The organism is Nodularia spumigena CCY9414 (assembly GCF_000340565.2).
Taxonomy (GTDB): domain Bacteria; phylum Cyanobacteriota; class Cyanobacteriia; order Cyanobacteriales; family Nostocaceae; genus Nodularia; species Nodularia spumigena.
In genome coordinates, this window is the sequence record NZ_CP007203.1 from 979,112 (window position 1) to 998,183 (window position 19,072).

Annotated in this window: 15 protein-coding genes and 1 pseudogene; 12 read left to right on the top strand and 4 right to left on the bottom strand. The window is 41.4% G+C overall.

The features are described from left to right. Nucleotides 1-56: 56 nt before the first annotated feature. On the top strand, nucleotides 57-659 hold the full coding sequence (gene cbiT, locus NSP_RS04360) for a precorrin-6Y C5,15-methyltransferase subunit CbiT (RefSeq protein ID WP_006198323.1): 603 nt from the start codon (nucleotides 57-59) through the stop codon (nucleotides 657-659). Nucleotides 660-854: 195 nt separating this feature from the next. Continuing rightward, a complete protein-coding gene (locus tag NSP_RS04365) occupies nucleotides 855-1,751 on the top strand; it encodes a phosphatidate cytidylyltransferase (protein WP_017803826.1) in 897 nt (298 codons plus the stop codon). Between the two features lie 175 nt (nucleotides 1,752-1,926). On the opposite strand, the gene NSP_RS04370 is transcribed toward NSP_RS04365, so the two are convergent. Further along, on the bottom strand, nucleotides 1,927-2,640 hold the full coding sequence (locus tag NSP_RS04370; RefSeq protein ID WP_006198809.1) for an LmeA family phospholipid-binding protein: 714 nt from the start codon (nucleotides 2,638-2,640) through the stop codon (nucleotides 1,927-1,929). A gap of 148 nt (nucleotides 2,641-2,788) precedes the next feature. Between NSP_RS04370 and NSP_RS04375 the strand changes: the two genes are divergently transcribed. Further along, a complete protein-coding gene (locus NSP_RS04375) occupies nucleotides 2,789-3,583 on the top strand; it encodes a pseudouridine synthase (RefSeq protein ID WP_006198811.1) in 795 nt (264 codons plus the stop codon). After that, a complete protein-coding gene (locus tag NSP_RS04380; RefSeq protein ID WP_006198812.1) occupies nucleotides 3,580-4,422 on the top strand; it encodes a helix-turn-helix domain-containing protein in 843 nt (280 codons plus the stop codon). Before NSP_RS04375 ends, NSP_RS04380 begins: the two co-directional genes overlap by 4 nt. Before the next feature lie 62 nt (nucleotides 4,423-4,484). On the opposite strand, the gene malQ is transcribed toward NSP_RS04380, so the two are convergent. Then, nucleotides 4,485-5,993: a 4-alpha-glucanotransferase gene (gene malQ, locus NSP_RS04385; protein WP_006198813.1), complete on the bottom strand. Its 1,509-nt coding sequence runs from the start codon at nucleotides 5,991-5,993 to the stop codon at nucleotides 4,485-4,487. Between the two features lie 148 nt (nucleotides 5,994-6,141). On the opposite strand from malQ, the gene NSP_RS04390 reads away from it, so the two are divergent. Beyond that, a complete protein-coding gene (locus NSP_RS04390; protein WP_006198814.1) occupies nucleotides 6,142-6,579 on the top strand; it encodes an NUDIX domain-containing protein in 438 nt (145 codons plus the stop codon). Between the two features lie 107 nt (nucleotides 6,580-6,686). After that, complete coding sequence (locus NSP_RS04395) at nucleotides 6,687-7,808, top strand: Rid family detoxifying hydrolase (RefSeq protein WP_006198815.1); 1,122 nt, start codon at nucleotides 6,687-6,689, stop codon at nucleotides 7,806-7,808. Between the two features lie 201 nt (nucleotides 7,809-8,009). On the opposite strand, the gene NSP_RS04400 is transcribed toward NSP_RS04395, so the two are convergent. Together NSP_RS04400 and NSP_RS04405 are read right to left on the bottom strand one after the other, a co-directional pair. Then, nucleotides 8,010-8,666 carry a (2Fe-2S) ferredoxin domain-containing protein gene (locus NSP_RS04400; RefSeq protein WP_006198816.1) on the bottom strand — a complete coding sequence of 219 codons (657 nt, stop codon included), beginning with the start codon at nucleotides 8,664-8,666 and terminating at the stop codon, nucleotides 8,010-8,012. A 57-nt stretch (nucleotides 8,667-8,723) separates the two neighbouring features. Further along, a complete protein-coding gene (locus NSP_RS04405; RefSeq protein ID WP_017803827.1) occupies nucleotides 8,724-8,987 on the bottom strand; it encodes an Asr1405/Asl0597 family protein in 264 nt (87 codons plus the stop codon). A gap of 599 nt (nucleotides 8,988-9,586) precedes the next feature. Between NSP_RS04405 and dpsA the strand changes: the two genes are divergently transcribed. The 6 genes and pseudogenes from dpsA to iscB form a co-directional block, all read left to right on the top strand. Then, nucleotides 9,587-10,135 carry a DNA starvation/stress protection protein DpsA gene (gene dpsA, locus NSP_RS04410; protein ID WP_006198819.1) on the top strand — a complete coding sequence of 183 codons (549 nt, stop codon included), beginning with the start codon at nucleotides 9,587-9,589 and terminating at the stop codon, nucleotides 10,133-10,135. Nucleotides 10,136-11,382: 1,247 nt separating this feature from the next. Continuing rightward, nucleotides 11,383-14,649, top strand: a complete 3,267-nt coding sequence (gene carB / locus NSP_RS04415) for a carbamoyl-phosphate synthase large subunit (protein ID WP_006198820.1) — start codon at nucleotides 11,383-11,385, stop codon at nucleotides 14,647-14,649. Nucleotides 14,650-14,950: 301 nt separating this feature from the next. After that, nucleotides 14,951-15,124, top strand: coding sequence for a hypothetical protein (locus NSP_RS27480; protein ID WP_420372437.1), 174 nt, complete (start codon nucleotides 14,951-14,953; stop codon nucleotides 15,122-15,124). A gap of 402 nt (nucleotides 15,125-15,526) precedes the next feature. Beyond that, on the top strand, nucleotides 15,527-16,483 hold the full coding sequence (locus NSP_RS04420) for an RNA polymerase sigma factor, RpoD/SigA family (RefSeq protein WP_042202258.1): 957 nt from the start codon (nucleotides 15,527-15,529) through the stop codon (nucleotides 16,481-16,483). Nucleotides 16,484-16,962: 479 nt separating this feature from the next. Further along, on the top strand, nucleotides 16,963-17,307 hold the full coding sequence (locus NSP_RS04425) for a DUF760 domain-containing protein (RefSeq protein WP_006196583.1): 345 nt from the start codon (nucleotides 16,963-16,965) through the stop codon (nucleotides 17,305-17,307). Nucleotides 17,308-17,923: 616 nt separating this feature from the next. Further along, nucleotides 17,924-19,072 (top strand): annotated as a pseudogene (gene iscB / locus NSP_RS04430) (RNA-guided endonuclease IscB); the annotation flags it as partial.

The window sequence follows — 19,072 nt, forward strand, 5'->3', positions numbered from 1 at the left end:
GCTGATAGCTTGTCAAATTGGGCAAGCTGATATCTTTAGTATAATTGTGTATTTCTATGCCTTCCCAACTTTGGCCTTATGTTACCCCTGGTATCCCGGATGAATTGTTTGAGCATTTACCTGGTATTCCCTTCACTCAGCGAGAAGTTCGGCTATTATTGATTTCCCAACTGCGGCTCAAACCGGATTCAGTATTATGGGATATTGGGGCGGGAACGGGGACAATTCCCGTAGAAGCTGGTCTGTTGTGTCCTAGTGGACAGATTATTGCAGTGGAACGAGATGAAGATGTAGCCACATTAATTAAGCGCAACTGCGATCGCTTTGAAGTCAAAAATGTGCAAGTAATTGAAGGTAACGCCCCAGAGTGTTTGCATGATCTCAAAGTAGCCCCTCACCGCGTTTGCATTGAAGGTGGAAAACCCATACAGGATATTTTGTCAACCGTATGGCATTATTTGCCCCCATCAGGAAGAGTTGTCGCCACAGCTGCTAATCTAGAAGGCTTGTATGCTATTTCTCAAAGCTTCTCCATGCTGCGAGCGAGAAATATTGAAGTCGTCCAATCTGCGGTTAACCGCTTAGAGACGCGCGGCTTTTCTCAAACCTTTGCAGCTGTTGATCCAATTTTTATCCTGAGTGGTGAGAAACTAGACTAGATTGGGGACTAGGGACTAGGTAGTAGGAGCGGGTTTATTAATATCCACAGTTGATGTTGAATCATATCTGTAAACACTCCCCTACTAGGGACTGGGGACTAGGGACTAGGGACGAAAAGTTTTGTTTTTCCTAGACCAATAGCCAATAACATATTCCCAATCCCCAATCCCCAATACCTCATTCAAAATAATTATATGCCTTGGTCTCGAATTATTAGTGGAATTATAGCGATCGCCCTTGCTCTGCTGGCAACCCTTTTGGGTGGTTGGTACTTTACTCTCGCCATTGCGGTGGTCGTGTTTTTAGGTCAAGAAGAATATTTTAATTTGGTACGAGCTAGAGGTATTTTTCCGGCTGCTAAAACCACCATGTTTGTCAGCCAAGCCTTACTGGTGATTTGTAACTTTAATGAAACTTTGGCTGATGCTGTCATGCCAATAGCTGGGACGTTGATTTGTTTTTATCTCCTATTTCAGCCGAAAATGGCAACTATTGCCGATATTTCCGCTTCGATTATGGGACTCTTTTATGTGGGCTACTTATCAAGTTACTGGGTACGATTACGCTCTCTTGGTAGTTTAGCCAACAGCAATCTTCCTTTCGGTGGTTACTGGCCTACCGATTGGACAAATATTTTCAACTTACAGCAAAAAGGTTTTGCATCTTTACCACAAGGCTTGACTTTGACAGTCCTGACTTTTTTCTGTATTTGGGCTGCTGACATTGGTGCTTACATTATTGGCAAATTCTTTGGGAAAACCCGTTTATCTGACATCAGTCCCAAAAAAACCGTTGAAGGTGCAGTTTTTGGGATTACTGCTAGTATCGCCGTCGCCTTAGCAGGAGCCTATTATCTGCAATTCCCAAAATTCCTCTTCACTGGTGTAGCGTTAGGTTTACTCATTGGTATTGCCAGTCTTTTAGGTGACCTCACCGAGTCTATGCTCAAGCGTGATGCTGGGGTTAAAGATTCAGGGCAGTTAATACCCGGTCATGGTGGCATCTTAGACCGCACTGATAGTTATATCTTTACAGCTCCCTTGGTTTACTATTTTGTCACACTGCTATTACCGTTGCTCACAGATATCTGAAGTTTAGGGACACCGGGACTGCTTAGTACGAGCGGGTTTATTCATATCCTCATTGATATTGAATCATATCTGTAAACCCGCCTCTACCTACTTCTGTGCGGGCGGGTTTATTCATAATTTGACGCGGACTACAGGCTCACTGCTTAAACCCGCCCCTAGCTAATTCTGACTCCCCTCAAGGATTCACATTAATTCTTCCTTGGCACACCAGCTTACCAGGGGTCAAACTGAGTTCTTGAATATCGACATCTGAGCCAAGATCCAGATGATAACTCTGCTCATCCTGGAAAATTGGTACTTCCTTTTGGATGACTTGAATTTTTTCTAGGTTCAACTCATGACCGCTAATTAAGTCTAAATTTACATACATCTCAAGAGGCGTAGGTTCACTGGTGGGTGATAGAATAGCATTAAGTATTATTTGATGATTAGCAAGTATTATTTTTTGCCAAGAAATTTGCTGGGATTTTAAAGAAAATTCTGGTAAGATTTTCCACACTACATCATTTAAGGCACTAAATAATAAATTAGATGACAGAGAACTATTGAGATCCTTTTCCTCGACGATCAAATTACCCACCACTGGGACTGTTTCTAATAGTTTTAGTTGTTGTCCTTTGAGTATTGATCCTATATTCACCTGAATATTTTCGGCAACGAGTTGAATTCGTGTAATATTAAGGCCTTGATATACGGCATGACTGGCAATAATAGATACCCAAGGAATACGACCAGAGAGAATTTGCCGATCGCTCGCTTTGATCTCAACTTCTAACTGCGATACTTGGCTAACTTGTGACTTCAACCACAGCTTGAGCGCTGTTGTCAGCACGTTTGTAATGATGCGGATTTTGTGTGAATTGTTTCTTGGGGAATCTTTCTTAGGCATTTCACCACTCTGTTGATGAGTCTTGACTCAACCACTAATTGAACTGAAATAAGCTCTCAATCTAACATCTATGACTACTCAGCACAAAACCAAAATATTATTTATGTTTATTATCTAAGAACTTCAAACCATACACACTAATTCCAAAATGGAGGCACGGTTACAAAAAATTCTAGCTCAATGGGGTATTGCCTCACGTCGCGAATCAGAAGAAATGATTCGGCGATCGCGTGTGCGTATCAATGGCGTATTGGCACATTTAGGTCAAAAAGTTGACCCAGAGAGAGATAAAATATCAGTAGATGGTAAGCCAGTATATGCTCAACAAAGGCCACCTTTAATATACCTATTGCTACACAAACCAGCAGGGGTAGTTTCCACCTGCTACGACCCACAAGGAAGAAAAACTGTTTTGGATTTACTCCCCCCAGAATTACGCAAAGGTTCAGGTTTGCACCCAGTTGGTCGTTTAGATGCAGAATCAACAGGAGCATTAATCTTGACAAATGATGGAGACCTGACATTTGGACTCACACATCCGAGTCACAGTATTCCTAAGACATATCAGGTTTTAGTCAAGGGACATCCCAGCGAAGCAGTTCTAGAAATGTGGCGTAAAGGTGTGGTCTTAGAAGGGAGAAAAACACGTCCGGCTAAAGTGCATTTAATCGAAAGTCTTGCAAAAAATAGTCATTTAGAAATAGTTTTAAAGGAGGGACGAAACCGACAAATTCGCCGTGTAGCCCAACAGTTGGGATATCCAGTCATTCAGCTACATCGTACTTCCATCGGTCCAATTCAATTACAAATGCCAAAATTACCCTTTTTAGGTGAAGGTAATTATCGTTCTCTTAAAAGTGCTGAAATTCGCTTTTTGCAAGAGCATATTAAGCATCTACCAATTAAAGATTCATCAGAGGTCAGGAGCGCAACAAAAGCATGAAATGGCTAAAAAGTAAACATAAAAAACAGCCCAAACTTTCATTAAAACAACAACAATCGCAAAAATTAGCAGAACTGGGCGCTCTCCTGTCGGCTTCTCGCCAAGAACGGGGTTCATCACTAGAAGAAATGGTCATTTTGACCAAAATTCCCCTGCGGTTGTTACAAGCCATTGAAGAAGGGAAATTAGATGATCTACCAGAACCAGTTTATATTCAGGGTTTAATCAGGCAATTTGCCGATGCATTAGGCTTTAATGGTGTGGAACTTGCCAAAAGTTTTCCTCTGGGTTATCAACCAGTGAGTTTACCGCCTAATGCCAAAAATAAATCAGTTACCCCACCACTACGTCCCCTGAGACATTATTCAATTGGTTTACTACGTCCTCTTCACCTTTACTTACTTTACATATTTGTAATTGTATGCTCTGTAAGTAGCTTATCTCAGTTACTGAAGAATACGGCTCTGAGCGACAGTAATCAACAGCCAGGACAAAACACGGTTTTAAACCCAGACTCAAATCAATTAAATTCCCCACTATCAGGCAAATTACAGCCTGTGAGCGACACCTCGAATACCACCAATAGCAGTGAGTCAGTACATATTGGTGTCACCTTGAAAGCTTCATCCTGGATTCGCATAGTAGCTGATGGTAAAACCGAGTTTGAAGGCGTTCTCCCCAAAGGAACTCAGCGTACTTGGAAAGCTCAACAAGAATTAACAGTCAAAACCAACAATGCAGGTAGTGTGTTGATGAGTGTCAATCAGCAAGAAGCTCAACGCATGGGAGAACCAGGAAAAGAAAGAGAAATCAAAATTGGTGCTAAACCTAGTCCTTGAGCAGATGAGGACTAGGAATTAGGTACTGGGGACGGGAAAATTTGTTCCCCTTCCAGTCATTTTTATTTCTGCTGGGGTGCGCGTCCATAGAGTTGAGTCAGATTTTTTAGCCTCTCGCCCAATTCTGCTGTCAACAAAGACGGCTGATAACGCCAACCCCAGTTACCTTCAGCAGTGCTGGGAAAATTCATCCGCGCCTCGGTTCCTAAACCTAAAATATCTTGCAAAGGAATAATGGCTTGATTGGCGATAGAACTCAAAGCTAGGCGAATTACATCCCAGTGGATACCTTCATCACTGATGCAACCTAAATACAGTAATAAATTACGCTTTTCCCAATCGTTAGCTTGATTGAACCAGCCGACAGTTGTATCATTATCGTGAGTTCCCGTATAAACTACAGCATTGCGTGTGTAGTTGAAAGGTAAAAACGAATTACCAGGATCAGAACCAAACGCAAACTGCAAAACCTTCATCCCCGGAAATTCATACTTATCCCGCAGCGCTTCTACTTCTGGGGTAATTACTCCCAAATCTTCCGCTAAAACGGGTAGCGTCCCCAATTTAGCTTTAATCGCATCAAATAATTCCTCTCCTGGGGCTTTCATCCACTCTCCATTCATGGCTGTCTCTTCTCCTTGTTCCACAGCCCAATAAGCTTCAAACCCCCGGAAGTGGTCAATGCGAATCACATCTATATAGTCCAGCATCGCTTCAAAACGACCCAGCCACCAGTTAAAGTCTTGTTTTTGTAATGCTTCCCAGTTATAAACCGGATTTCCCCATAATTGACCAGTTTCACTAAAGTAATCTGGTGGAACTCCCGCCATTAACGCCGGTTCTCTAGTCTCTTCATCTAAACAAAAGATATGGGGGTGCGCCCAGACATCAGCGCTATCTTGGGCTACATAGATAGGAATATCGCCAATAATGTGAATCCCGCTCATGTTGGCATAAGTTTTGAGTTCTGACCACTGGCGGAAGAATTCAAATTGCACAAACTTATAATAATAAATTTCAGCCGCTAATTTTTCCTTAGCTTGATCTATTGCTGCTGATTCGCGCTTGACAATTTCCTTCTCCCATGTATGCCAACTGGTATTATTATTAGCATCTTTGATCGCCATAAATAAGGCGTAGTCATCGAGCCAATAGGCTTTGCTCTCACAAAAACCGGCAAATTCTTTTTTTTGTAAAGGTGTAGCTTGAACTTGAAAATTATCGCAAGCTTTTTTGAGTAATGCAATCTTGATTGCGTTTACTTGGTCGTATTCTACCTTTGATTCGTTAAATACTGGTAAATTAGCAAAGTCCTCTTCAGCGAGTAAACGTTGTTCTTGCAGTTGTTCTGGGCTGATGAGCATGGGGTTTCCCGCCATTGCTGAATATGCAGCATAGGGAGAATTTCCGTATCCAGTCGGTCCTAATGGTAAGACTTGCCAATATTGCTGGTAAGTTTCTCTGAGAAAATCAATAAATTTATAGGCTTCTAAGCCTAAGTCGCCAATACCAAATCGACTGGGAAAAGATGTAGGATGCAGCAAAATACCACTGGCTCTAGGAAAAGGCATATTTAACTTCAAATATAGAAACAAGTTATCCCATTGAATTTATCATGCTCAGGTCAACATTGAAAGCTGTTGCCAGATGGAATGATATGGCGAAATGAGGGAGATTTTACCCTAATGACTAATGACCAAGGACTAATGACTAATAATTATGACTTATAGAAATCCTGCACCCACGGTTGATATCATCATTGAGTTGGTGGATCGACCACATCGACCGATAGTGTTAATTGAGCGTCATAATTCTCCTTTGGGTTGGGCTATTCCTGGTGGTTTTGTTGATTATGGTGAGGCTGTGGAAGTGGCGGCGCGGCGGGAAGCTGACGAGGAAACGGGTTTAAAGGTGGAGTTGGTTGAACAGTTTTTGGTCTATTCTGACCCTAACCGGGATGCCCGTCAGCATACTATCAGTATTGTGTTTTTGGCAACTGCATCGGGTGAACCAATGGCGGGTGATGATGCTAAGAATATAGCCGTTTTTGAGTCTTGGCGTGTTCCGAGTAATTTATGTTTTGACCACGATCGCATTCTGCGGGATTATTGGCAATATCGGCATTATGGGCTGCGTCCGAGGTTGGGTTTTGATTAACGTTCGCGTAGCGTGCGCGTAGCGCATACCGCCAAGTCGCCAAGTACGCCAAGAGAAGAGAGAATTTCTGCGATTATACTGGGTTGGTGGTATTTTAGGGTGCTGTTATGGATGCTAATGAATTGTTGGAGAAATATGCCGCAGGAGAACGGAAATTTAAAGAAGTAAATTTAAGTGGAGTAGACCTAAAAGGTGCAAAGTTAAATGAGATAGACCTATACAAAACAAATTTGAGTGGAGCAGATTTAAGTGAAACAACACTAAAAAAAGCTCATCTTTGGGAAGCAAATCTATCTAGGGCATCTTTAAAATGTACTAACTTGAGCAAAATTCAGGGCGGTTCGCTGAATTTGAGTTGGGCTGACCTTAGTGGTGCGGATTTAAGCTTCGCATATTTGAAAGAGGCAATTTTTTTTAGGGCAGATTTAACACAAGCAAACTTGACACAGGCTAATCTCACTAACGCATTATTTGAAAATGCCAATCTCCAAAAAGCTCAACTTCGGGGAGTCAGTCTGGAGAAATCTAATTTATCAGGGGTAAATTTAACTGAGGCGGATTTAGTTGGAGTATCCCTAGAACAAGCAAATCTTCAAGAAGCCTGTTTCCAAGGAGCAAATTTAGAAAGAACCAATATTTCTAATGCAAATTTAATGCTGGCAAATTTTGATGGTGCAAATCTGAAAAAGGCGAATTTAACTGGAGCCAATATTTACGGTGCAACTTTCAAAAATGCAGACCTCACTGGTGCGATAATGCCTGACGGGCAAGTTTACCAGCCAACAACCTCTGAGGGGGAAATTGTCCAGCCAGAAACATTATTAGAAAAAGTGATATTTATGACTCGTGAAGTAATTCGGACTGATAACGCACCGGCTCCAGTGGGACCATATAATCAAGCGATCGCCGCTTCGGGTAAAATGATCTTCGTAGCTGGTCAAATTGCCATTGACCCCCGCCTCGGTGATGTCGTCTACACGGATGACATAAATAAGCAAACGGAGCAGGTAATGGCTAATATGGAGGCTATTCTGATTGCATCTGGTGCAACCTTTGACAACGTGGTCAAAACCACAGTATTTTTAGCTGATATGAATGATTTTGCCGCAGTCAATGCGATTTATGCGAAATATTTTCCTGAAGAAACAGCCCCCGCTCGTGCTTGTGTGCAGGTTTCACGCCTACCAAAGAATGTTTTAGTAGAAATTGATTGTATAGCCGTCATCTAAAAACACTCTTGCTCCCCTCCTCGCTTGCACCGGAGGGGCTGGGGGTGGGGTTTCCGAGTTTCTCAAAATCATGGTGGGGTTCCAGGTTAAGCGATCGCCTAAATTGTACAATGGTTTTCAAGGCGATCGCACACCACAAAAAACAGAAAATAAATAGTTATTAAACTTTCTCAATAAAAAATCAAAAATCTACCAGCAGTTTCAGCAAAATTTCCCGTGGTGGACTACCACTTCTGAGCAATTCTCTGGCTGTTCTTCTTCCCTAATGTCGGCAAAATGCTTATCCATAATTGCCGGAACTTGTGTAGATGGAATACGACTATAGCGGGTTTTGTCTGGCATCACTATATTAGGGCCAGCCTTACATTTTTTCATGCAACCAGTACCTTTAATAGTCACTTGGTCTTCCAAACCGCGATTACTTAAAGCCGCCTCCAAAGCCTGACAAACAGCTTTACCGCCACGTTTCATACAATCAGACTTTTGACAGACCAAAATAGTCTCTTTATTCTTAGCTGGTTTTGTCTTAGCCGTTTCCATTGCTGGCGGTTCCTGTACTGGAGTAACAATTGCAGCTCTCCCTATCTCAGAACGTGCAGCCACCACACGCTCGGCTTTCAAGGTAACTTTATCTTTTTTTATATCATGCTTTTTATAACCAACAACTTGCAGCCAAGTCCCCGGTGGTAAACGCAAGTCAAAAGCCGCCTGTAAATGCTTCGCGAGTTTAACATAACATTCACCCTCAGAAGTTCCCAACAACAAGCCCTTTAGCTTGTAGCCATCTTTAATTACAAAATCAATAAATCTTCCTTCTAGGCAAAATTCTGAGTTGTTTGTACTGTAAGATGCACTCATTTTTTCTTAACCTCCTGTTAACTAAATAAGCCTGAATATCTGTTATAGGTCAAAACTTCAAAACTTTCGGTAGCAACTCTTCCAGCAATCTTCAAGATTACAAATTAATTCTTGTCGAGATGCTGTTAATTGCTGCATTACAGACCACAGTTGAAAAACTGCCAAAGGATTGTTAATTTCAACCCTCAAGGGCTGGTTAGCCTCGCAGCAACAGGGAATATCTAGCTCCTGTAAACGTTGATAGACTTGCCATCTGTCTGCCCAGTCTACCCCTAACCCGACCACAAAATTTTTCTCGATTTCTGAACTTAACGGTTTCAAGAGACTAGCCCTCAACGTGCGACGAAATTGCAATAACTACAGTGCCTTAAACCCCAAATTTTACAAACCTTGGGAATACAGCCTCTTTAGACCAGCATAACTTAAGTGCAAACATTTCTCAATTGTTTTAAGAAAAAATATCAAAACTTGCTGATAATTTCCGGTTATGAATCTGGATGTGGGTAGGGGTGGGTTCAAGCAATGAGTCTGTGGTTCGTCGAAATTCTTCATAAACTCGCCCTGGGGACGAGCGAATATCTCAAAATACCAGCTAAATTCTTTCTCAATGTCCCATTTCCCATACCTGGGAGGATGTGAGAAATCTACCTTTTTTGCTCATACAGAAAAGGAAAGTTAGGCGGAGGTGAGCTGTAAAGATTTTGCGATTTATAAAATAATTTCAAAATATTCTCATTAGTCGCCACGAAGCACTAAACGATGGGGAATAGAATCCTCATCCTAAAGAGGAAAAATTGTACTTTTGGTGACAGGAAAATTCAAAATCTTGGATATTAATTAAGCTTGCTTTTCTTTTTTAAATGTTAATATGTAAAAGATAAGCAGTTAAAAGCCATCACTGTTAAAAAGCGAGGAGAACAATGTCTGATACACAAACTTTATTACAGAATTTTGGTCAGGTTTATGACAATCCTGTATTGCTAGATCGCAGTGTAACAGCTCCAGTCACTGAAGGTTTTAATGTTGTATTAGCTAGCTTCCAAGCACTATACTTACAGTACCAAAAGCATCATTTTGTGGTGGAAGGTGCAGAGTTTTACTCACTGCATGAATTCTTTAGCGACAGCTACAAGCAAGTACAAGATCATATCCATGAAATTGGCGAGCGGTTAAATGGACTGGGTGGTGTGCCAGCCGCTAGTTTTAGCAAATTAGCAGAATTAACCTGTTTTGAAGCAGAACCCGACGGTGTATATTCTTGCCGCCAAATGATAGAAAATGACTTAGCGGCAGAACAAGCGATGATTAACGTGATTCGTCGTCAAGCCTCTCAAGCAGAGAGTTTGGGCGACCGTGGTACACGCTATCTATACGAGCAAATTCTGGTAAAAACTGAAGAAAGAGCTTACCACTTAGGTCACTTCTTGGCTAAAGATAGCTTAACTTTAGGATTTGTCCAACCTGCTTAAAATTAGTATTGTGATCATTTGAGTTTGGTGAAGTCTACACTGAGGGAAAAGTTGGCAGACTTAAACCTTAAAAAAATATAAAAATGGCAGGGGTATTTTCACTACTCTCTGCCATTTTTAATCTAAACTCATTTTCTGGCGTAAGCTTTGTTTTGTAGACATAGGTATTGGGAAATACAGGAAAATAAAGCCCAGCTTTATATAAAGTTGGTATAAATAAAAATAAATTCCATAAATATTAGAAAATATTGGCAATTAGCTAGTTAGAAAAATTTCTATTAAGTTGAAATCTGGAAATTACACAGCTATTCAAATTTTAATGAAATAAATAATTATTTATTTCATTAGGACTTACGCACACGTTACGAAGGAATGAACTACGTTGGCGCTAGCCTCTCCCTTTGGGAGAAGGAACGTTGGCGCTAGCCTCTCCCCTTGGGAGAAGAACACGTAAAGCCTTCGGCATAGCTTCGCTTACCGCTTTAGCGTCTCCCCTTGGGAGAAGGAAAGAAGGTTTAAGAGATATTTTGCGTAAGTCCTGTTGATTATATATAGGACTACTATTTGATTATTGAACAAACACGTAGGGTGTGTTAGCGCAGCGTAACGCACCAAAGCCTTAATAATGGTGCGTTACGGATTTCATCCTAACGCACCCTACTATACTTAATTTGTTCATAAATCAAACCGGATTCCTATAGTTAGTTCACATAACAACTATTTGCTAAAAAAAGCATATAATTACTGAGAATAAGTAAAAAATGTTTATAGTAGCAGGACTTACGCAAAATCATGAAAAAACGAACCACATTCGCGTAGCGTCTCCCCTTGGGAGAAGAACGCGAAGGACACGAAGGAAAGAGGGTTGCAGAGAGTTATTGCGTAAGTCCTAAGTAGATGACATTTCATCTGAGTAGGTACTATGCGGGTATCTTTGCCCAGACCCACAAGATATAGAATATTAAAATATATACTTCACTTACTTGCAAGGTGCTGTAGTTTATACTAATTCTTAATTACAGCAATTTTCAGGTAAATAATCAAAGCTTTGTACTGTTCCCGTAGGAATTGGCTGAACACAGGTGGCGATGTCTACAGCACTGATACACTGTAGCTAGTTTCCAAATGAGCAACACCAAGGTCTGTGCTAACTCAAACCTGGAAAACTTAATAAGAAATAATATGACCGAGGGTAAAGACCCGTAAAATAATCAAGATTTGTATTCTCTTACTCTAACCCAACGACTATGCCCCGCCGTCAAGACATCCATAAAATACTGCTGTTAGGCTCTGGTCCTATTGTCATCGGACAAGCTTGTGAGTTTGACTATTCTGGGACTCAAGCCTGTAAAGCGCTGCGAGAAGAAGGCTATGAAGTGGTGTTAGTCAATTCTAACCCGGCAACGATTATGACCGATCCAGAAACGGCTGACCGTACCTATATTGAGCCGCTAACACCGGATTTCGTGGAAAAAGTGATTGCAAAAGAACGTCCTGATGCTCTGCTACCCACAATGGGAGGACAAACGGCTTTAAATCTGGCTGTAGCTTTGGCGAAAAATGGCGCTTTAGATAAGTATAACGTCGAATTAATTGGCGCAAAGTTACCAGCGATAGAGAAAGCCGAAGATCGCAAACTGTTTAACGAGGCTATGGCTAAAATAGGGGTGGCTGTTTGTCCTAGTGGTACAGCTTCATCTTTAGCAGAATCTAAGGAAATTGCCGCAAAAATTGGGACTTATCCCCTCATTATTCGTCCTGCCTTTACAATGGGTGGTACTGGTGGCGGTATTGCCTACAACAAAGAAGAATTTGAGGAAATGGCGCAGGTGGGTATTGATGCTAGCCCTGTTTCCCAAATTCTCATTGACCAATCTTTACTCGGTTGGAAAGAATACGAGTTGGAAGTAATGCGCGATTTAGCAGATAACGTTGTGATTATCTGTTCCATCGAAAACCTTGACCCGATGGGTATTCACACAGGGGACTCGATTACCGTCGCTCCCGCCCAAACTTTGACTGATAAAGAATATCAGCGTCTGCGGGATATGGCAATTAAAATTATCCGCGAGATTGGGGTAGAAACTGGCGGTTCTAATATCCAATTTGCGGTTAATCCTGTGACTGGGGATGTAGTGGTCATTGAGATGAATCCTCGTGTTTCTCGCAGTTCGGCTTTGGCTTCTAAAGCTACCGGTTTCCCCATTGCGAAAATTGCGGCGAAACTGGCTGTGGGTTACACGTTGGATGAAATTAAAAACGATATCACCAAGCAAACCCCCGCATCCTTTGAGCCGACTATTGACTATGTAGTTACCAAAATCCCCCGCTTCGCTTTTGAAAAGTTCCCCGGTTCTGACCCTGTGCTGACAACTCAAATGAAGTCTGTGGGTGAAGCAATGGCGATTGGGCGGACATTTAATGAATCTTTCCAAAAGGCGTTGCGTTCTCTGGAAACTGGGCGTGCTGGTTGGGGTTGTGACCAATCCGAAAAGTTACCCAGTGGTGAACAAATTCGCGCTTTACTGCGAACCCCTCATCCTGACCGGATTTTTGCGGTGCGTCATGCTTTACAACTAGGGTTAAGTACTGAGGAAATCTACGAACTTACGGCTATTGATCCTTGGTTCCTGGATAAATTACAACAACTGCTGGATGTGGAAAAGTTCCTGAAGCGGACACCTTTAACACAGTTGACAAAAGAGCAGTTTTATGCTGTGAAACGTGATGGTTTTAGCGATCGCCAAATTGCCTTTGCAACGAAAACTACTGAAGATGAAGTTCGCAGTTACCGCAAAGAATTAGGCGTTATCCCGGTTTACAAAACTGTGGATACCTGCGCGGCGGAGTTTGAAGCTTTTACTCCGTACTATTACTCTACCTACGAAGACGAAACCGAGGTTTTACCCACCAGCAAGCCCAAGGTGATGATTTTGGGCGGTGGTCCGAACCGCATTGGACAGGGTATTGAGTTTGACTATTGTTGTTGTCACGCTGCTTATGCTTTGAAAAAGGCAGGATTTGAGACAATTATGGTCAATTCTAATCCTGAAACGGTTTCTACAGATTATGACACAAGCGATCGCCTCTACTTTGAGCCGTTGACCAAAGAAGATGTGATCAACATTATCGAAGCTGAAAAGCCTGTAGGCGTAATTATTCAGTTTGGCGGACAAACACCCCTAAAATTGGCGGTTCCTTTAGAAGAGTTTCTCAAAAATCACCCGTCTCTTCCTACCAAAATTTGGGGAACATCGCCGGATTCTATCGATATGGCGGAAAATAGGGAAAGATTTGAGAAAATCCTGAATGAGTTAAATATTGCTCAACCGCCCAATGGAATCGCTCGCAGTTACGATGATGCGCTGATTGTGGCGAAACGTATCGGTTATCCGGTAGTTGTGCGTCCTAGTTACGTGTTAGGGGGACGAGCGATGGAAATCGTTTACTCTGATACGGATTTGGAACGTTACATGACTTTTGCGGTGCTGGTGGAACCGGAACACCCCATTTTAATTGATAAGTTCTTGGAAAATGCCATTGAAGTCGATGTCGATGCGATCGCCGATCATACCGGACGCGTAGTAATTGGTGGCATCATGGAACACATTGAACAAGCAGGAATTCACTCAGGAGATTCTGCCTGTTCCTTACCATCAATTTCCCTCTCCCCAGCAGTTCTGCAACAAATCCGCACTTGGACTGTGCAGTTAGCCCAAGCCTTATCAGTTGTGGGATTGATGAACATTCAGTTTGCTGTGGTGGGCGCACAAGGTTATTCTCCTCAAGTGTACATTCTGGAAGCTAACCCCCGTGCCTCCCGCACAGTGCCTTTTGTGTCTAAATCTACCGGGATACCTTTGGCAAAGGTCGCATCCTTAATTATGTCGGGTAAAACTTTAGAGGAGCTTAACTTTACCGAAGAAGTGATTCCTGCTCATATTGCTGTCAAAGAAGCAGTATTACCCTTTAATAAATTCCCTGGAACTGATACAATATTAGGGCCAGAAATGCGCTCTACTGGTGAGGTGATGGGAATCGACAGCAGCTTTGGGCGGGCGTTTGCTAAGGCAGAATTAGCAGCTGGTGAGTTTTTACCCCTCAAAGGTACTGTATTTGTCTCCATGAGCGATCGCGATAAATCCGATGCAGTTAATGTAGTTAAGGAACTGATGACATTGGGATTTACGGTCATGGCTACATTAGGTACACGCCGTGTCCTTCAGGAAAACGGCTTAGATGTGGAGTTAGTGTTGAAACTTCATGAAGGTCGTCCCCATGTCCTCGATGCGATTAAAAATCAGAAAATTCAACTGATCATTAACACCCCTTCAGGGGAAGAAGCCCAAACTGATGCTAGGCTGATCCGGCGCACAGCTTTAGCATACAAAATCCCCATTATTACTACTATCGCCGGAGCCAGAGCCACAGTAGCCGCTATCCATTCACTACAAACTACTACTTTAGACGTAAAAGTTATCCAAGATTACTGTCAGGTTATGGAACTAGGCTAAAAGCTTAGAAAGTATGAGGACACTGGACTTGGCGGCTAAAGTTTAGAACTATGGGGGAAAATTCAAATGGCAATTTACCCCATCTTCTTTGGTTAATCTGCATTAAGCGGTATTTACAACAAAAATTAAGCGATTATTATAGAAGCATAATTATTGTTTGCATTGAGATATGTTAACAAATATGAGGAATTATTATTTTCTGAATAAAAGATTACCAAGTGTGATGGCAGGATTATTTTCTCGGAAACGGTAGTACAAGTCCTTTGGTAAAAGTCAGTGCCTTTTATTTAGAGGTAGCCAGTTGATAGTCGTGGATAGATTTCATTTCAGTAGTAAACCTTGCTATAGTTGTGGTCAGCAAAAATTATCTCTGTTCCTCACACAAACAGGCTTGAGCGGTGGTGTCTTTGGGTTTGAGTCCGATAGAGATTTGAATGGTGCGACCCATGATTATTCGTGTCACCTGACTCGATAGCGCCGACCTTGCCAGGTTTAAATAAGAAAAAATGTGCGGATTTTTACATCGGTCAGGAGCTTCTGTCTTTTCCTCTCCCTGTACAGTAGCTAAAAAAAATCAGAGCTACAGGTCTTTCCATTTTTTCTCATAAAGGTTACAATTATTAATAATCTAGAATACATAAACTTTTTGTTTATTACGTTTTATTTCACCTGAGACACTTGTAAAAAATGAACAATTATTGTAGCGTCTGGCAGTCAAGCCCTTAAATTTGTTTGATTATATGAGCAGCCGAGAATGTCCGACGCGTAAATTGCAACCCTGAGTACAGGTTCTCAGTCTAACTGGGTAACACCTCGCAGCAGCATCTATCAGTTAATGACTCCACCGCCAAATCCATCATTACCAAAGAGTAGCGCCATGAAGACCGCTCAGACAGCCACAGACCTCGTGCGGACTTACCTGCGTGAGATTGGCCGTGTGCCACTCTTAACCCACGAGGAGGAAATCCAGTATGGTAAACAAGTGCAATTTTCCCGGATATTGCATGAAGTCAGGGATTCTCTTATCAATCAGATAGGTCGTGAACCGAGTCTGGAGGAGTGGGCTTTAGCCGCAAATTTAGAAGTAGCAGAGTTGAACGATGCGATCGCCGACGGTGAAACTGCTAAACGTAAGATGGTAGAAGCCAATTTGCGTCTAGTTGTATCCGTAGCCAAAAAGTATATTAAGCGCAACGTTGACCTACTAGATTTAATTCAAGAAGGTAGTATCGGAATGCAGCGCGGTGTGGAAAAATTTGACCCCACCAAAGGCTACAGATTTTCCACCTATGCTTATTGGTGGATACGTCAAGCCATCACCAGAGCGATCGCTGAAAAAGCCCGTACAATTAGATTGCCAATACACATTACCGAAAAACTAAATAAAATTAAAAAGGCACAGCGCCAGTTATCTCAGCAGCTAGGACGCGCACCTTCAGCAGCTGAACTAGCTCAAGAATTAGACTTAACACCAAAGCAGGTGCGAGAGTATCTAGAAAGAGCGCGTTTACCCCTATCCTTAGATTTGCGGTTAGGTGACAACTACGACACCGAACTGGGAGAAATGTTGGAAGATCCAGGCGCTTCTCCAGAAGAATTTGTCATGCAATCTTCTTTATCTTATGACTTAGAGCGTCTGATGGAGGAACTCACGCCGCAACAAAAAGAAGTAATTAAATTACGCTTTGGGTTACTGGATGGACAAGCTCTAACGCTGGCAAAAATAGGTGATATCCTGAACATCAGCCGCGAACGAGTCCGCCAAATCGAACGCGAAGCCTTAACCAAACTTCGCAAATCTAAAGCCAGCATGAACGAATATTTAGCCAGTTAAGGAACTGACAAATCAAAAAGTATTGCAAATTTCCTTGTGGAACAGGCATCTTAGCTGCTTATGAATCAAGACGGGCAGGATGCCCATCCCACGGGATAATCTATTTTCTCTTGTTCCCTAGACTGTAGATACAGCCTTTCCATTTCTACTGAGGTACAAAATTATCTGTGTTTATCTGTGTTTATCTGTGTTTATCTGTGGTTCATTAACTCTTCTTTGTACCCCACCAAGCCGAGAACTGCTACAGGCCATGTATCGCGCCTCTATCAGAAAATGCTGATGCAAAACAAATACTGTGTTGAGACGAGAAAATACGCTACTGTAGGTACGGTTCCACCGACTGCAAAGTGGTAATGAGACTGTTACATTAATTGATAGGAACAGTCGATAGCCAGTTAAATTAAATAAAAAACAGGCATTTACTATTCAAGTGGCAAACACTACACTACAGCTATTAGTGTTAGTACAGGAGGTACAACATGAGTAACAGATCCAATAAAGTCTCAGAATTTTTTAACGGTGAGTCAGAAACCAGTAACTTACTGTGGCAATACGTTAAATCTCTGAGTCCGGACACAGTTACCCAACTATCCAAACCTACTTCTTCTGAAGTGTTTCAGGTGATGGAGCGTAATATTATCGGATTATTAGGTAACTTACCTTCAGAACACTTCGATATTACAGTTACCACCAGTCGGGAAAGTCTTGGTCAGCTACTTGCTTCCGCGATGATTAGTGGTTATTTTCTGCGGAACGCGGAACAGAGAATGAATTTTGAAGCTGTTTTACAAGGAACCGAAGATAATAATCACGAAATTCACTAAGAATTTCAAATTTTAGCTCAAAAATTCCACATTATTGGGTTTAGGCTTCGTTACATTCATTAATAAACCCATGAAAATTAATTTCATGTAGAAGTTTTCCCCTGAACTTTCCCGAAAATAGATGGCAAACTCGGCAGAGAATAAGTTTATTTTGCCGATTTTTGCTATAATATAGCTTTTAAACCTGGATTTTATCCAAAAATCAGAACTCGCTTTTCTAACTTTGCCAAAAACACCGTTTTTGGCAAATATAGCTAGTCCGTGGTCCGTAGGGTAAAAACCTTTCGGGGTCTAACTTTTATGATCAGTTTATGTCCTAACGTCCTTGGCGGTTGCTATACTTTTTCTTGGAATTATGTAGTTTGGTTCCCCCATGACTATTACGAATTATTAATTAATATCTATGAGAGCATAAATAAACGGAGTAATCTGTAGTTTATGTGAACCAAACCACTCAAAACATGAGTAAACGTTATCTAGGTCATAACACCTTGGGATTCGCTAGTCCCCTGCCATGTTGCTACTTATTAAACAATCCGCAAGGATAGTGTATTTAGCATAACAAGCTCAGATAACAAGGTTGAAGCAAACATTACCCTGAAAAGGTGAAATTTAAATGTCTAATTTTGTTCTAGTTCTTGATACCAACAAAAAACCACTTACTCCAATTCATCCAGGAGATGCACGTTTTTTATTAAATCAACAAAAAGCTGCTGTATTTAGAAGATTTCCATTTACCATAATTTTGAAAGAACCTAAATCTGAAGTTCCAACTCAACCGATTGAAATTAAAAATAGATCCAGGGAGTAAAACTACAGGTTTTGCGTTAGTTACAAAATAATAAAGTCATCTGGGGTATGGAATTACAACACAGAGGTTTAGCTATTAAAGAAAGCCTAGAAACTCGAAAAGGAGTAAGGCGAGGAAGACGTTCTAGACATACTCGTTATCGTCAAGCTAGATTTCTTAACCGCACTAAACCTCAAGGTTGGTTAGCACCTTCTTTAAGCCATAGAGTTTTAACTATTAACACTTGGGTTAAAAGATTATGTAATTTTGCCCCAATAACTGACATAGTTCAAGAGCTTGCTAGGTTTGACCTACAGCAGCTAGAAAACCCGGAGATATCAGGCTTTGAGTATCAACAGGGAGAGTTACAAGGGTATGAAGTCCGTGAATATCTTTTGAATAAATGGAATAGAAAATGTGCATACTGTACTGCGGAAAATGTCCCTTTACAAGTTGAGCATATTAAACCAAAAGCCAAAGGAGGAACTAATAGAATTTCTAATTTGTGTCTAGCTTGTGAGAAATGCAATATCAAAAAAGGTACTCAAGATATTGAGAAGTTTTTAGCAAAAAAGCCTGAGTTGTTGAAGCAAATTTTATCCCAAGCCAAGCGTCCACTAAAAGATGCGTCTGCTGTAAATTCAACGAGATGGGCTTTATTTAATAAGTTAAAAGAAACTGGATTACCTATAACAACAGGTTCAGGAGGTTTAACTAAGTTTAATAGAACTCGTTTAGGATTGCCTAAAACTCATTGGATTGATGCTGCTTGTGTAGGAAAAGTTGAAACTCTCAAAATACTGACAACAAAAATTTTAACAGTAAAAAGCACGGGGCATAGTTGCAGAAGATTCTGTAGGATCAATAAATTTGGTTTTCCTTGCACTGAGCCTAAAAAAATATTCACTCATGTTTCTACAGGAGATTTTGTTAAGGCTACTTTGCACAAAGATCGTAAAAACATAACTTCTGGAA